We start from the raw sequence: 14,181 nt of genomic DNA on the forward strand, positions 1-14,181 counted from the left end.
CTCATGCCACGGCGCCGAGCACATAGGCCACGCCCAGAATCCCGGTCAGCAGGATCAGCCCCCAGGAGGAAGGGTTGTTGAACTCGTAGGCGGGATGCGTCCGGAAACCCCAGTGCAGGCCGACATGCGCCACGGCGAAGATGGCAAGCCCAAGCCGGAAGCCGTCCCGCGTCGCATCCGCCTCACCGTAGTGGAGGACGGCGAGGATCAGCGGTAGATGGCTCCAGATGAACAGCTGCGCGCCCACCCGGTCCGGCAGGAAGCGGGTCAGCGGCAGCACGCGCCATTCGTGCCGCTTCACCGCATCGAGTTCATGCGCCAGGAAGGCGGCCAGCAGGGCGTGGTAGAGAAGATCGAGGCTCATTGGAGGGCCTCACCCGGCCGACTGAGGCAGCGCCACGGCGAAGGCACTTGCCGGCCGGACCACCGCATCCGGCCCTGCGGGCAGGGCGGCAGCCACCGGCACCCGCCGCTGCATCAGCTGGAATATCGCCGGGGTGAACCAGAAGGCCAGCAGCGGCGAGAGCAGCACGCCGCCCGCGATCGCCATGGCGAAGGGCGGCCAGAAGCCGCCGCCGCCCAGGATCAGCGGCAGGAAGCCGCCGAAGGTGGTGATTGCCGTCGACAGGATGTGCCGGCCCGCGCCCACCACGACCTCGGCCATCGCCGCCTGGTCGCCCTGCGCCACGGCCTCATCCTCCTGCAAGGCGGAGATGACGATCAGCGCCGCGTTGATCGACACGCCGATGGATCCGATAAGACCTATGATCGCGTTGATGCCAAAGGGAAAGTTGAAGACCGCGAGCGCCAGCAGCGACAGCCCCGCCGACAGGCCCGCCACCATGAAGGCGATCAGCGTCAGGCGGAAGGAATTGAAGGTCAGCACCACCACCGCGATGGACAGCACCACGATCAGCCCGAGCGGCGCGATCAGCGCCTGCACCGTGGCAGCGCGCGCATCGGCGTCGCCGCCGGTTTCCATGCGTATGCCCTCGGGCATTTGGAAGCCTTCCGCCTCCAGGCTGCGCAGCACGGCGCCCAGCGCCTCCTGCGGCAATACGCCGGGCATCAGGAAGGCCTGCACGGTGTTCACCCGCTCGCCATTGCGGCGCGTCACCGCACTTTCCGCCGGCGCCAGCCGAAGCGTGCCGAGGGCCGAAAGTGCCACGCCGGGAAACAGCCCCTGCGCTGACAGCGTCGCGGCGGTCGGCGGCAGCATCGGCATGTCCGCGATGGCGGTCGGGTCGCCGCGCAGCCCCGCGCCGAGCCGGACGCGCACCGGCAATTCCTCCGTGCCCTCCAGCAGCGAGCCGCCGACCACACCCTCCAGCGCGGCTTCCAGCTGCCGTGCCACCTGCGCGAGGTCGAGGCCGAGCAGCCGCGCACGGCCCTCGTCGATGTCGAGCATCAGCTTCGGCGCGCCGCCGCCGATCGTCGTCCGCGCGACCGTCACCTGCGGCTGCGCCGCGACGCGGGCCCGCAGCGCGTCGCCCACCTCGCGCAGCGTGGCGATATCCTGCCCGACCAGGCGCAGCTCCACCGGCGCATCCACCGGCGGCCCCTGGACCAGGCCGCGCAGCAGCAGTTGCGCCTCCGCGAAAGCCGGCGGCAGGCTGGACTGCAACGCGCGGATCAGCCGGTCCGTCGCGGCGGGCGAGGCCGTGGTGATCAGCGCCTGCGCGAAGCCGGGCGCCTGGTCGCGGTTGCCGACGATGTTGTAGTAGAAGGCCGGCGCGGACCGGCCGAGCACCCAGGTGACGGAGGCGATGTCGGGTTCGGCGCGCAGCCTCTCGTCGATTTCGCGCACCGTCGCGGCGGTCTGTTCCAGGGCGGCGCCGACCGTCAGTTCCACATCGATGGTGAACTGGTCCCGGTCCACGCCCGGGAAGAACTGCGCCGTCAGCGTCGGCAGCGCGACGAAGCCGAGCACCGGCAGGACCAGGGAAAGCGCGATGGCGCGGATCGGGTTGGCAATCGCAAGCCGTACGCTGCCGCGGAACAGCCGCAGCAGCGGTCCCTCCCGCCGCGGTGTGCCATCCGCGCTGCGCAGCCACCAACCGGCGATCGCCGGCGTGATCGTCATCGCCACGACGAAGGACCAAGCCAGCATCACAACGACCGCGATGGCGATGGAGCCGACGAAATCGCCGGCTGGTCCCGGCAGCAGGATCAGCGGCAGAAAGGACAGGATGGTCGTCACCGTCGAGGCCAGCAGCGGCATGGCCAGCCGGCGGACGGAGGTTGCGACGGCGTCCATCCGCGCCAGGCCACGACGCAGCCGCGCCCCGATGTCATCCACCATCACGATGGCCGCGTCGACCAGCAGGCCGAGCGCCACGATCAGCCCGGTGACCGACATCTGGTGGATCGGCACGCCGAGCGCCTTCAGCGTGGCGATCGAGACCAGCGTGACGATGGGCAGCGCCAGAGCGACGATCAGCGCGGAACGCCAGCCAAGCGTCAGGAACAGCACCAGGACGACCAGGGCGACTCCCTGCGCCATGTTGATGGCGATCTCGCGCAGCCGCTCGGCCGTGTAGCGGCTCTGGTCGAAGACGATCTCGACGCCGAGGCCCATCGGCATCGCCGCGCCGTAGCGTTCCGCCGTCGCATGCATCCGCGCCATCCAGCGATCCACCTGCAGGCCTTCCTCGAGCTTCGCCGAGACCAGGATCGCGGGCTGTCCGCGATGGATCGCGGCTTCCGCCGCCGGCACGCGCGCACCGCGCGTCACGCTGGCGATGTCGCCCAGCAGCACCGCGCGCCCGGCCGCATCCTCCCGCACCACGACGCGGCGCAGGCGGTCGAGGCCGGTGATCTCCCCCGTGATGCCGAGCAGCAGGTCGCTGGAGGCGCCGCGCAGCCGGCCGGCCTGCATCTTCGCATCCGCGGCGCGGATCGCGGCGGAGATGGCATCCGCCGTCAGGCCAAGCGACGCGGCCTTCGCCGGATCGACGCTAACCAGCACCTCCTCCTCCGGCGCGCCGTGCAGGTCCACAAGTTTGGTGCCGGGCACGGCGCGCAGCGCGTCCGCCAGCGCCTCCGCCTCCCGCGCCGCGCGGGACAGCGAATGGCCGGTGGGTGCGACGATGGCGAAGATCGCGGCATAGCCGCCGGCGCCGTCGCTGTTGAATTCCGGTTCCTGGACACCCGGCGGAAAGTCGCGGCGCACATCGGCGAGCGCGTCGCGGATTTCCGCCCAGACCTGTTCGATGCGCGCGGCCGGCACTGTGTCCGCCAGGTCGACCAGTACCACGGAGACGCTGGTGGCGGAGGTCGAGGACAGCTCCGCGATCTCGGGGATCGTCCGCAGCCGCGTCTCGATCTTGGCGGTGACCAGCGCTTCCACCCGTCCCGGATCGGCGCCGGGGTAGACCGTGGTGATGGAGGCGAAGATGTTCGTGATCGTCGGGTCTTCCTGCCGCCCGATGGTCACGAAGGCCGAGACGCCGGAGACGATCAGGACGAACAGCGCCAGCACGACGAGGCGCGGCTGGCGAAAGAACAGGGTCTCCATCGCCGTCACTCCGCCAGCACCGCGACGACCTGGCCGGGAGCGACCCGGGCCGGTGCGCGGGAGACGATCCTGGCGCCCGGGGCCAGCACGCCGCGCAGGAAGACGCGGTCGCCCGCCATGTGGATGACCTCGACCGCCGCCGGCGCCACCGTCTCGCCGGCCGGGCCGCTGGCGATCGTCAGCACAGTCCAGCTGCCGCGGCCGCCTTCGCGCATGGCGGCCACCGGCGCCCAGAATCCGGGCTCCGCCACTTCCTCCTCCAGCAGCAGGCTGCCGGTCTGGCCGAAGGCGAGGCGCGCATCCTCCGGCAACGCGACCACGACGCCGCGGGTGCGGGTTGTGAGGTCAAGGTCCGACCGCAGGCGCAGGACCTGCCCTGCCATCCGTCGCCCCTCGATCTCCACCGCGACGCCGGCGCCGGGCGCGAGCTGGCCCGCGAGCCCGACCGGCAGCCCGACGCGGAGCTGCGGCGCCGCCTGTTCGAACAAGGTGAGGACCGGCGCGCCGGCTCCGATGTTCTGCCCAGGATCCACCAGCCGCCCGCCGACCACGGCATCGAAGGGGGCGGCGATGGTGGACTTGGCGATCTGGATATCGACGCCCGCGATCTGCGAATCCAGCGCCGCCATCCGCGCCGCCAGCCGCACCACGGCCAGCCGGGAATCGTCACGCGCGGATTCGGAGCGGAACCCGCTGCGGGCCAACTGCTCGTCCCGCGTCCGCGTCAGCCGCGCCAGTTCCACATCGGCGGCCAGCGCTGCGCGTTCGGCCAACAGGACGGCGCGCTGCGCCTCCAGCGCGGCGGTGTCCAGCCGGCCCAGCGGGGCGCCGCGACGCACCTCGTCCCCCTCCCGCGCCAGGATCTCCACGATGCGGCCGCTTAGCTCGAAGCCGAGGTCGATCCGGCCCGGCGCCTCGATCTGGCCGATGAAGCGGCGGGTGACCGCATAGCCCGCCTGTGGCGCCACCCGCGTGACCGCGACCGGCGTGAGCGGCGCCGCGGGCGGCGGGGGGACAGCGGCCGCGCGCTGCGCCAGCAGGTCGCCCCCGCCAATGACCGCGGCTGCCGAAAGGCCGAGGACGGCGCCGGTCAGGACGAGGCGCCGGATCACAAGACCGGTGTTGACAAGGCTGGTCCCGAGGCCCGGCATGGCGAAACTCCGACGACTATGTTAGAAGTTATAACATAAGTGGGGAGGTCGATGCCAATGGCAATTGCTGACCTGGCGTTATTCGCGGATGAGGATCAGGAGGGCGCCGCATGAAGAAAGCGCACTACCACCACGGCGACCTGCGGGCGGCCCTGATCGAAGCCGCGACGCTTCTGGTGGAGCAGAAGGGTCCGGACCGCCTGACGATGTCGGATGCCTCGCGCGCCGCCGGAGTCTCGACCGCCGCGCCCTACCGCTATTTCGCCGATGGTGACGCGCTGTTGGACGCCATCGCCTCGGAGGGCATGGAGCGTCACAAGGCGGCCATGCAGGAGGCCAGCGATGCGCATCCGCCGGGCAGCGAGGAAGCGGTCGCGGCGATTGGTGTGGCCTATATCCGGTTCGCGACGCGCGAGAGCGGCGTCTTCAAGCTGATGTTCAGCCTGACCCGCACCCATGGCCACAATCCGGGGCTGATGCAGAAGGGGCGGGAGACCTTCGGCGTGCTGCTGCGCCACCTGTCGCATCGCTACGGCGCGCCCATCGATGATCCTTCGATCCTCGACCGCGGCCTGAAGCTGTGGACCTTCGTGCACGGCCTGTCGTTCCTGCTGATCGACGACAAGGTCAGCGCGATGGACATCCCGCTCGACCTGCCCGCCATGGTCGCCGACGCCGCGCGCCGCTTCATGCGCGACCCCTGAGCGCGCCTAAGCCCAGGAATGGCCGCCCGCCAGCGCCGCACGACACAGCCACCAGGTCAGCGCGGCCATGCGGCGGCGGCGACCCAGGCTGCGGCCGTCGCCGCGAAGGGCGGCACCGCCCGGTCCGCGACCCAGCCCACCACCGGCACCGCCTGCATCGGATTGCGCGGGCGACACCACTGGCTGATCGAGGTGACATGCGAAGGAATTGGATTGGCTGACCGCCTGGCGGGGGCGATCGATGCGCGGCTCGCCGCCGGCAACGACGACTACGCGGCGCAACGGCGCGCCCGAAGGCAGCTTCCTCGGCTGGATGCGCCGCACCGGCCGGCTGGGCAGGCAGCACAAGGTGCCGCGCGTGATCGCGTATGCGGCGGGCTTGACCAAGCCGTGCGGGAACCGGCGGGGTTTACGCCTGCCGCGCTGAGCGGATCGCGGTAGCCAGTCTCAGCGGCCTGAAAGAACTTCTGCATAGAGGCCGGCGTAGCGATCGACGGTGCGATCGAGCGAGAACTCCCGCCGGACCAGCGCCGCGGCACACTGGCCCATCGCCAGCGCGGCCTCGCGGTTGTCCAGCAGTTCCAGGATCGCCGCCGCGAGTTGCCGTGGGTCGCCGGGCGGTACGAGCAGGCCGGTGTTGCCGTGGTCCACCACATCCGTGCATCCGGGCATCCGCGTCGCGACCAGGGGCAAGCCGGCCAGCGCCGCCTCCAGCAGGGCGCGCGGAACCCCTTCGCGGTATTGCGTGGGAAACGCGAACACATCCGCGAGGCCGAGCAGCCGGGGCACATCAGCTCGCCTTCCCGTCGCGATGACGTAGGGCGCATGCGCGTCGATCTCGGCCTGCGACACGGCAAGCCGTCCCTCGCCCTCGCGCGGTCCGACCAGGAGGAAGCGGACCTCCGGCCGGGTCGCGTGAACCAGCGCCGCCGCGTCCAGCAGGGTGGGGATGCCCTTCTGGCGGGTCAGGCGCGTGACGGTCATGACGACCGGCGACGTCCCAATGCCGAGATCCGCGCGCAGCGTGAGGCCGCAATCGCCGCATGCGGAAGCCGGCTCGGCGGCTGTGACATCGACGCCGGAGCCGGGGATCAGCCGGCTCCGCCCGGCACCGACCATGCCGCGACTTTCGAAATACGCCCGGTCCACGCTGTTCTGGAACACCGTCGCCGCCGTCCAGCGCGTGGCGATCTGGTTCAACGCGCAGTACACGGGGCGTAGTGCAAGCGCCACCGGGTTGTTCGACGAGTACAGCCAGCCCATGCCGTTGATGGTCCGGATGACCTTGGCGCGGGCCTGGCGGCGCGCGGCGAGGGGCACGAGGATGTTCGGCTTGGTGTCGAAGGACTGGATGACATCCGGCCGCACCTCCTCGAACAGATCCGCAAGGCTGGCAAGGCTCCGCAGATCCGCGAGCGGGTTGGCGGAGCGGTCGAAGCGGAAGCGGTGATAGGCGAGCCCGGCCCGGGCGAAGGGCTCCGGCCGCCCGGTTCCGGCCGCCGACACGTGGAAGCCGTTGCGGCGTAGGGCAAGGAGGAACGGGATGCGAAGCTCGTGATCCTCTCCCCCGACCAGCAGCAGGTGCGCGGTCATGGCCGCGGTTCCCGGTCAACGCTCTCGGGCAGGCCGCACGCGGGTCGGGCCGCGACGTGCATCAGCGCCCCGCGAGACGCGCGAAGTAGGCGGCGAACACGCCGCGCAGGTTCGGGTGCTCGCCGCCATCTGCCATGGAGAGACTGGGACAGGCGTGCCGCGGCTGCGAACCCCAAGTGTAGGTCATGTCGAAGGGCCGGCGTGCCGGCGGTACCAACTCGTCCCAGACCGCCAGCATCGATTCCATCTCCGCCTCCGTCGGCAGGCGCTGATAGCCAGGCTGGCTTGTGGTGCAGGTCTGCCCGAAGGCCTGGAAGACCGGCACGAGCCTCTCGGGCTCGACCCCGGCGGCAAGCGCCTGCGTGATCCGCGCGCGCATCGCAGGCAGGTCGCAGCCGCGCCCGATGTTCCGGCGGTTGCACGGGTAGGGATTGATGCCGATGTAGTCCGCCGCGTCCTTCAACTGCTCCAGCTCGCCCGGATACCTGTAGGTGTTCAGCACCACGATGAAGGTACGGGCGCCCGGATGCGCGGCGCGGATCAACTCGCTCCGCTCCGCGATGCGTCGCGGTGCCTCCGGGCATAGCGAGGGATGTGGTTCGTCGGCGATGAAATAGATTCCGCTGAACCTTGGATGGCGCCGCACCGAGGCGACGGCGGCCAGCACCGCGGCATCGTCCATGCGCCAGGTGCATTCATTGCGCCGCCCGTTGAAGCCGCTGCGCAGCCAGAGCACGCCCTTCATGCCGTTGGGAAGCCGATCCAGCCCCGACCTTGAGCTGACATCGGCCAGATTGAATCCGACGGCCAGCGCGGGCGGATAAGCCCCGCGAAGGCTGACAACATAATGCTGCGGCGTGGCGCTGGACTGCGCCGCAGCGGATCCTGCCACCAGCGCCAGGGCCATCGTCACGGCGAGGGCCAACCCATTTCGCACCGCACGGAATCCGACCCTGGGCTTCAAGATATTCCTCCTCCTGCCAACAATCCTGCGATGCATTCAGGCACCGGCGACGCCACGATCCGAAGCGTCGGAAAGCCGAGGTTGCCCGGTCTCTCCATTTTCCATGCCGGAGGGGTAGGTCGCGTAAAGCCTCAGGTCGACCTCCGTGAGCACACTGCTCACCGACGCGGACCTGGATGCGGGATGCGCCACCTTGCGGATCTCGCGCATCGCCGCACGCGCCGTCTCGACTTCCGTCCACCCCCATCGCAGCGTCAGGATCACGTGGTCCGCGAGCGCGACGAGGACCCGCGCTTCCGGGTTGCCGAGCAGCGGCGCACCGTCGATGACAATGCAGTCGTAGCGACGGCGCAACGCCTCCAGCAGCGCGCGCATCCCCTCATCCGCCATCAGCAGCAGCGGATCGACCGGGCCGGCCGACAGCGGCAGGTAGTCGATGCCGAACTCGCCGTTCCGATGTATCGCCGTCTCCGCGGGCACTCCCTTCAGGACCTCCAGCGCACCGGGTCCGGTCGCGCCGCCGAGCAGACGTCCGACTTCGGGTGATGGCAGGTCCAGGTCGATCACCAGGACGCGGCGCCGCAGCAGGGCGGCATAGGACGCGAAACTTACCGCCAGCGCGGTCTTGCCGTCCTGCTTCACGCTCGATGTGAACAGGATCACCTTGCCGCCGCGCTGGTCCGTCGGGAATCCCAGCACCGTCATCGTCACGGATCGGATCGCCCGGGTGTAGGGAGCGAAGGGTTCCAGCGCCAGGGTACGCAGGGGCACGAGCGTTCCCGTGCGACGAACCCGTGGAACCACGCCGATGCAGCGCGCTCCCAGGGCGGCTTCCGCCGTGCGTTCGGTGCGCAGCCGCCGGTCGATCCGCTCGAGCACGATGGCGAGCAGCCCGCCGCCAATGGCGCCCACGAGCAACGCTGGCGGCAGGAAGAAGATTGGATCGGGTGAGCTCGGCTGGCTCGGTGCATTGGCCAGCGAGACGATCTTCGCCTCGGGCAGGATCGTCCCGTCACGCAGCTCGGCCTCCTGCTTCAGAAGCGATTCGAAGCTCTCTGCCGCGGCCCCTGCCTCAAGCCGCAATTCGCGCAGCCGCGCCTCGGCACTCCGCGCACCCGCGCTTGCCTCCTGCAGGACCGCAAGCCGGCGAACCAGGTACTGCACGCGCGATTCAAGGATTGCGGAATCTTCATTTCCGGCCGGAACAGCAACGGCGGCCGGCTGCGTGCCGATCGGCAGCCGCGCGACGAAGGCGACCGGACCCTCCAGCGCGCCGAGTTGCCGGCTTGCCTGGAGGCCCGAGCTCGCGATCGCGAGCTGGCGGTTGGCTTCCGCGATCTGGGTATCGATCTGGTCCGCGCGGTCGGCGTCGGAGACACCATGCTCCACACGGAATTGCGCCAGCGTCGCAGCCGCCCGGCCCAGATCCGCGCGGGCGAGCACCATGCGACGCTGCACCGCTTCCCGCGCCTGCTCACGACTGGCCATCTGAAGCTGGAAGTTGTGTTCAAGGAACAGCGCCGCGCTACGATTGGCGATGGCCGCCGCGACGTTCGGATCCGTCCAGGTGAAGGTCACGGACAGGATGCGCGACTGCCGTTCCTTGAAGGACCGCAGCCCGCGCTCCAACTCCTTCAGGGTCGGCAGGCGCAGATCCTGCGCTGCATCAGTCGTGGCGGATGTGTCGGGCGTTGAACCGCGCAGCCAGGGATCCAGCGTCGCTGCCACCCTCTCCGCGAGATCCGTGAGGAGCGGCCGCGCGAAGCTCGCATCATCGGGCTGGATCGGATCCTCATCCAGGCTGGCATGCAAGCGCCTGATGTGGCTGGCCGTCGACAGAAGCTCTACCCAGGTCTGTACCGCGGCATCGTCGATGCGCGCCGCACGGGCCGCCACCTGTTCGTCAAGCACGATCTGGACCTTCGCCGTGTAGACCGGCGAAAACAGCGAACCGAGCGCCAGGCCCATCAGCGCCGCCATGGTCATGCAGGCGCCCACGACCCACCAGCGCCGGCGCAGGATGTTCAGGAGCAAGACGATTGGCGGGGAGGCGCCGAAGCCCTGGTTCATGTCGATACTTCCGTTCGCAGAGGCAGGAGCCGCAGACCCGATGCAGCGACGAGCCGATTGGCCTCCAGCAGGCAGGCCGCCACGCCAAACCAGAAAATCGGCTGGCGCACGACGTAGTGGAATAGTCCGAAAGCGGTCAGGGCACCGATCAGCGCCAGCATTCCGGCTAGACGGGTGCGCCAGGCGCCGAGTGCGGCGCTGCCAACCAGCCAGATGAAGGCCGCGAGTGCCACCAGGCCACCCTGGACGAAAAGATCGAGAAAGGTGTTATGGGCTTCGAACTTCTCAGGCGGCGGGCGCTTGTACGACTTGCTGGTCAGCTGCGGACCCGGGCCAAAGCCGATCAATCCGGACTGGTAGCCGCGGTCGAGCGCCTCGATCCACAGCTGCAGCCGCGTCTCGCCCTGCTCATTGTCATTGTACAGGCTCGCCGAGGTATCTTCGATGCGTTCCAGCGCTGCGGCTGCGAAGGGTGCGAAGGCCGCGGCTGCGAGCGGTATCGAGAGAAGCGCGAACAGCACGGTGGCGCCGCGCAGCACAAGGCCCGAGCGGAGGGTACGGAACCACACGAAGGCGGTGAGTGCGACCCAGGCGGAGGCGCCGATGAGAAGGGCGACCACATAGGAATCGCTCCGCGTCAGGACGCCGGCGAGGCCCGCCACCGCCGCACAGGCCAGGCCGCCAACGCGCTCCGTTGGCGATGGCGCGGTCTCCGCCAGATGAAGCGCCATGAAGGTGAGCACCACCACGAAGAAGCCGAGCTGGTTGGGGTTCTCCGACCACCCGCGAAAGCGGTCGTAGAACCAGTTGTCGACGCCAGGCACGAGGTTCAGTCCGAAGCCGCTCAGGAGCTGGATGATCACGATGCCCGTGCTCAGGCCTACGAAGATCCAGATGGCGCCTCTCCGCCGCCGTCCATCCTGCAGCTCCAGCATGAGCATGAGGCCGATCGCCATCATCAGCAGATAGGCGGTGATGTCGTGCAGCATGCCGCTGACGTCCTGGAACAGATCGCGCGCAAGGCCGCTCACGAGCGCCACCGAGAGTGCCAGTGCCAGGATCGTCCAGAATGTCACGAGACGTCCGAGGGCCTGATTGGCAGCAGGCCGCCCACCGACCAGTTGCGCCGTCGTCGCAAGCACGAGCCAGGCGCTCAGAAATAGCTCGCCCGGACCGAGCGGCAGCCCTGGCACGCGGAACTGCGTCGCGGTCGAGAGGGCAAGACCCAGGCCGAGCAGGATATCGCGGGGCAAGGCGGTCCTCTCCAAGGCGCTGCCGCAGGCATCGCAGACGAGCCAAGGGTCGCACCGCGGGCCCGCCTTCGTAAATCGCCTTCCGACCATCCTCTGGAGTAGGCAGCGGGGTACCCCTTCGGAGAAGGCGGCGATGTCTTGACGGCATCGGGCCGAAGGACGCTGGCCCAATGGGGGCATATCCTTCCTGACCGCTTACAGCGACCGCATTTGGCGCGAAGATCACGGTGTCGCCCGATATCGGCGGAACGCCACGAAACTCCCGTACGGAGCATGCAATAATGAAGGCGGTCATTCAATGCGGGGGCAAAGGTACGCGTCTCCGGCCCTACACGATGGTGCTGCCCAAGCCGCTGATGCCGGTGGGCGCCAAGCCGGTACTGGAGCTGCTGCTGAACTGGCTGCGTCGCAACAACATTCGCGACGTCTACATCACCACCGGCTACCTCGGGCACCTGATCAAGAGCTTCTGCCAGGATGGCGCGCAGTGGAACCTGCGGATCCGCTACACCGAGGAGAGGGAGCCCCTGGGGACCATCGGCCCGTTGTGCATGTTGAAGGAACAGCTCGACGAGCCCTTCATGGTGATCAACGGTGATGTGCTCACCAATCTCAGCCTCGCCAGCTTCGCTGATTGTCACCGTCGGCAGGGCAACATCGTTACGGTGGCGACGTCGCTGCGCCGGACGAAGACGGATTTCGGCGTCATCGAGCAGACCAACGGGCGGATCACCAGCTTCAAGGAAAAGCCAGTGCTGACCAACCTGGTCAGCATGGGCGTCTACTGCATGGAACCGCAGGCCCTGTCCTACATCCCCGACGGCGTGCCGTTCGGCTTCGACGACCTGATCCTGTGTCTGCTGGCCGAGCAGGTGCGGACCGGGACGTTCCTGCATGACGGGCTATGGCTCGATATCGGTCGCATCGAGGATTTCCAAACCGCACAGAACCTGGCCTGGGATGAACAGCCGCCAGCCTTCGAGGAAGTGGCGCTCGTCGCCTGACCCAGTCATCGCGGGTCCACGGCCCGGTACGGCCGAAATGCACGGGAGGATACGCAGGTGTTGCTTGTGGCCCAGCCGGAGCTTGGCGACGCGGAGAAGCGCGCGCTGTGCGAGACGATCGACAGTGGATGGATTACGATGGGTGCGCGCGTGCGGCGGTTCGAGGAGAACTTCGCGGCGCGGCACGGCGCCGCCGATGCGGTTGCCGTCGGCTCCTGTACCGCGGCACTGCACCTGATCCTGGCGGCGCTCGATATCGGGCCGGGCGATGAGGTCGTGGTGCCCTCCCTGACCTTCGTGGCCACCGCGAACAGCGTTCTCTACGTCGGCGCCACCCCGGTCTTCGCCGACATCACGGCGCTGGATCACCCGATCCTTTCCATCGCGGATGTCGAAGCCAAAATCACGCCACGCACGCGTGCTGTCATCCTGGTCCATTTCGCCGGCCGCCTGGCCGACCGGCAAGCCTGGCAGGACCTCGCGGCGCGCCACGGCGTTCACTTGGTCGAGGATGCGGCGCATGTCATCGGCATCGAGGGTGTCGGTACCTATGGCGCGGCCGCCGCTTTCAGCTTCTATGGCAACAAAAACATGACGACGGCCGAGGGCGGGATGATCCTGTCCCGTTCGCCGGAACTTCTGGAGCGCACGCGCCGGCTGCGAGGCCATGGCATGACTAGCGGCACCTTCGAGCGCCTGAATGCGCGCACGGCGGACTATGACGTGACGATGCTCGGCTTCAACTACCGGATGGACGAGCTTCGCGCTGCAATCGGCCTGGTCCAGCTGGAGCGACTCGATAGTTGGAACGCCAGGCGACGCGTGCTGCGTGATGCCTATGCTGCGGCGCTTGCACGGGATTGCCCGGAGATCCTCATGCCGTTCATGGATGACGGCGCCTCGGCGCACCACATCATGCCGGTCCTGCTTCCCAAGGGGCTGTCCCGGAAGACCGTCTCGATCTTCCTGCGCGAGGCCGGTGTGCAGACCACGGTCCACTACCCGCCGGTTCACCATCTGTCTTTCTATCTCGACCGTTTTCCTGGCGTGAGCCTGCCCATCACGGAGGAATTCTGCGACCGCGAGATCACGCTACCGCTGCATCCGGCCATGGAGATCACGGATGTCGCGACCGTCGTGACCGCACTGAGCAAGGCCATCCAGCTTCAGGGAGCGCTGACATGAGCATCCAGCCGTTCCAGACCAGGCGGCCGTCTCTAGGCAGCCGCGCTTTCGACGTCGTTGTCGCCAGTATCGGGCTGCTTTTCCTCAGCCCGTTGCTGCTGCTCGTGACTCTGGCGATCCTGATCGAGAGTGGACGTCCTGTCTTCTTCGCGCAGACGCGCCTGGGGCAGGATGGGCGTCATTTCCGCTTGTTCAAGTTCCGCAAGTTCAAGAAGTGCGCTGTCGAGGCTGGACGGCCGTTGACGGTACGGGGCGATGACCGGATGTCGCCGGTCGGGCGCATCCTCGAGGCCAAGAAGCTCGATGAGCTGCCGCAGCTCTACAACATCCTCAAGGGCGAGATGTCGATTGTCGGCCCGAGGCCGGAGAGTCTCGCCTTCGAGGACTGCTTCGACGATGCGCACCGCGCCGTGCTGGGCTACCGGCCCGGCATCTTCGGGCCGAGCCAGGTGGCGTTCCGGGACGAGGGCGCCCTCTATCCGCCGGGTGCGGAGCCGGCCCGGCTATATCGGCAGGTGCTGTTCCCGACCAAGGCGCGGCTTGACCTAGCCTATTACCCGAACCGCACGCTGCTGTCCGACATTGGATGGATCCTGTGCGGCGTTCTGGCCGTGGTGGGTCTGTACAAGACACAAGTCGGGCCCTCCATGCTTGCGGCCGGCCAATCCTCCGCCATGGGCGCGGCGGGATCGCGCAATGAGCTCGGCGGGGCACCCAGCTTCACCGTGCAGATCTAAGGA

General features: G+C 68.6%; 12 protein-coding genes. 5 read left to right on the top strand and 7 right to left on the bottom strand.

All coding sequences use genetic code 11. The features are described 5' to 3' along the window. Nucleotide 1: 1 nt before the first annotated feature. The 3 genes from ACLF3G_RS10415 to ACLF3G_RS10425 are packed head-to-tail and all read right to left on the bottom strand — an operon-like array spanning nucleotide 2 to nucleotide 4,668. Nucleotides 2-364 (bottom strand): DUF6713 family protein, encoded by a 363-nt coding sequence (locus tag ACLF3G_RS10415; RefSeq protein ID WP_430669298.1) that lies wholly within the window; start codon nucleotides 362-364, stop codon nucleotides 2-4. Between the two features lie 9 nt (nucleotides 365-373). Continuing rightward, a complete protein-coding gene (locus ACLF3G_RS10420; RefSeq protein ID WP_430669299.1) occupies nucleotides 374-3,517 on the bottom strand; it encodes an efflux RND transporter permease subunit in 3,144 nt (1,047 codons plus the stop codon). A 5-nt stretch (nucleotides 3,518-3,522) separates the two neighbouring features. After that, the gene (locus ACLF3G_RS10425) at nucleotides 3,523-4,668 is read right to left on the bottom strand and encodes an efflux RND transporter periplasmic adaptor subunit (RefSeq protein WP_430669300.1); all 1,146 of its coding nucleotides are present in this window, start codon (nucleotides 4,666-4,668) and stop codon (nucleotides 3,523-3,525) included. Between the two features lie 110 nt (nucleotides 4,669-4,778). Between ACLF3G_RS10425 and ACLF3G_RS10430 the strand changes: the two genes are divergently transcribed. Continuing rightward, nucleotides 4,779-5,372, top strand: coding sequence for a TetR/AcrR family transcriptional regulator (locus ACLF3G_RS10430; RefSeq protein WP_430669301.1), 594 nt, complete (start codon nucleotides 4,779-4,781; stop codon nucleotides 5,370-5,372). Between the two features lie 18 nt (nucleotides 5,373-5,390). Beyond that, nucleotides 5,391-5,813: a hypothetical protein gene (locus ACLF3G_RS10435; RefSeq protein ID WP_430669302.1), complete on the top strand. Its 423-nt coding sequence runs from the start codon at nucleotides 5,391-5,393 to the stop codon at nucleotides 5,811-5,813. A gap of 6 nt (nucleotides 5,814-5,819) precedes the next feature. Here ACLF3G_RS10435 and ACLF3G_RS10440 read toward each other — a convergent pair whose 3' ends face one another. The 4 genes from ACLF3G_RS10440 to ACLF3G_RS10455 form a co-directional block, all read right to left on the bottom strand. Further along, nucleotides 5,820-6,965, bottom strand: a complete 1,146-nt coding sequence (locus ACLF3G_RS10440) for a glycosyltransferase (protein ID WP_430669303.1) — start codon at nucleotides 6,963-6,965, stop codon at nucleotides 5,820-5,822. A gap of 61 nt (nucleotides 6,966-7,026) precedes the next feature. Next, nucleotides 7,027-7,929, bottom strand: a complete 903-nt coding sequence (locus ACLF3G_RS10445) for a hypothetical protein (protein WP_430669304.1) — start codon at nucleotides 7,927-7,929, stop codon at nucleotides 7,027-7,029. A 36-nt stretch (nucleotides 7,930-7,965) separates the two neighbouring features. After that, nucleotides 7,966-9,999 (bottom strand): GumC family protein, encoded by a 2,034-nt coding sequence (locus ACLF3G_RS10450; RefSeq protein ID WP_430669305.1) that lies wholly within the window; start codon nucleotides 9,997-9,999, stop codon nucleotides 7,966-7,968. Then, nucleotides 9,996-11,252, bottom strand: a complete 1,257-nt coding sequence (locus ACLF3G_RS10455) for an O-antigen ligase family protein (RefSeq protein ID WP_430669306.1) — start codon at nucleotides 11,250-11,252, stop codon at nucleotides 9,996-9,998. The genes ACLF3G_RS10450 and ACLF3G_RS10455 overlap by 4 nt, the downstream gene beginning before the upstream one ends. A 281-nt stretch (nucleotides 11,253-11,533) precedes the next feature. Here ACLF3G_RS10455 and ACLF3G_RS10460 point away from each other — a divergent pair, with 281 nt between their 5' ends. From ACLF3G_RS10460 to ACLF3G_RS10470, 3 genes are read left to right on the top strand one after another with little or no spacing between them, the layout of a single operon-like run. Then, complete coding sequence (locus ACLF3G_RS10460; protein WP_430669307.1) at nucleotides 11,534-12,256, top strand: nucleotidyltransferase family protein; 723 nt, start codon at nucleotides 11,534-11,536, stop codon at nucleotides 12,254-12,256. 57 nt (nucleotides 12,257-12,313) lie between these two features. Next, nucleotides 12,314-13,441, top strand: coding sequence for a DegT/DnrJ/EryC1/StrS family aminotransferase (locus ACLF3G_RS10465; RefSeq protein ID WP_430669308.1), 1,128 nt, complete (start codon nucleotides 12,314-12,316; stop codon nucleotides 13,439-13,441). Beyond that, nucleotides 13,438-14,178: a sugar transferase gene (locus ACLF3G_RS10470; RefSeq protein ID WP_430669309.1), complete on the top strand. Its 741-nt coding sequence runs from the start codon at nucleotides 13,438-13,440 to the stop codon at nucleotides 14,176-14,178. Before ACLF3G_RS10465 ends, ACLF3G_RS10470 begins: the two co-directional genes overlap by 4 nt. Nucleotides 14,179-14,181 lie beyond the last annotated feature (3 nt).

The organism is Falsiroseomonas sp. HC035 (genome assembly GCF_050563525.1).
GTDB lineage: Bacteria > Pseudomonadota > Alphaproteobacteria > Acetobacterales > Acetobacteraceae > Falsiroseomonas.

Excerpts from the sequence above, each read along its gene's own strand:
- ACLF3G_RS10415 (WP_430669298.1), bottom strand. The coding sequence starts at position 364 with ATGAGCCTCGATCTTCTCTACCACGCCCTGCTGGCCGCCTTCCTGGCG.
- ACLF3G_RS10420 (WP_430669299.1), bottom strand. The coding sequence starts at position 3,517 with ATGGAGACCCTGTTCTTTCGCCAGCCGCGCCTCGTCGTGCTGGCGCTG.
- ACLF3G_RS10425 (WP_430669300.1), bottom strand. The coding sequence starts at position 4,668 with ATGCCGGGCCTCGGGACCAGCCTTGTCAACACCGGTCTTGTGATCCGG.
- ACLF3G_RS10430 (WP_430669301.1), top strand. The coding sequence starts at position 4,779 with ATGAAGAAAGCGCACTACCACCACGGCGACCTGCGGGCGGCCCTGATC.
- ACLF3G_RS10435 (WP_430669302.1), top strand. The coding sequence starts at position 5,391 with ATGGCCGCCCGCCAGCGCCGCACGACACAGCCACCAGGTCAGCGCGGC.
- ACLF3G_RS10440 (WP_430669303.1), bottom strand. The coding sequence starts at position 6,965 with ATGACCGCGCACCTGCTGCTGGTCGGGGGAGAGGATCACGAGCTTCGC.
- ACLF3G_RS10450 (WP_430669305.1), bottom strand. The coding sequence starts at position 9,999 with ATGAACCAGGGCTTCGGCGCCTCCCCGCCAATCGTCTTGCTCCTGAAC.
- ACLF3G_RS10460 (WP_430669307.1), top strand. The coding sequence starts at position 11,534 with ATGAAGGCGGTCATTCAATGCGGGGGCAAAGGTACGCGTCTCCGGCCC.
- ACLF3G_RS10470 (WP_430669309.1), top strand. The coding sequence starts at position 13,438 with ATGAGCATCCAGCCGTTCCAGACCAGGCGGCCGTCTCTAGGCAGCCGC.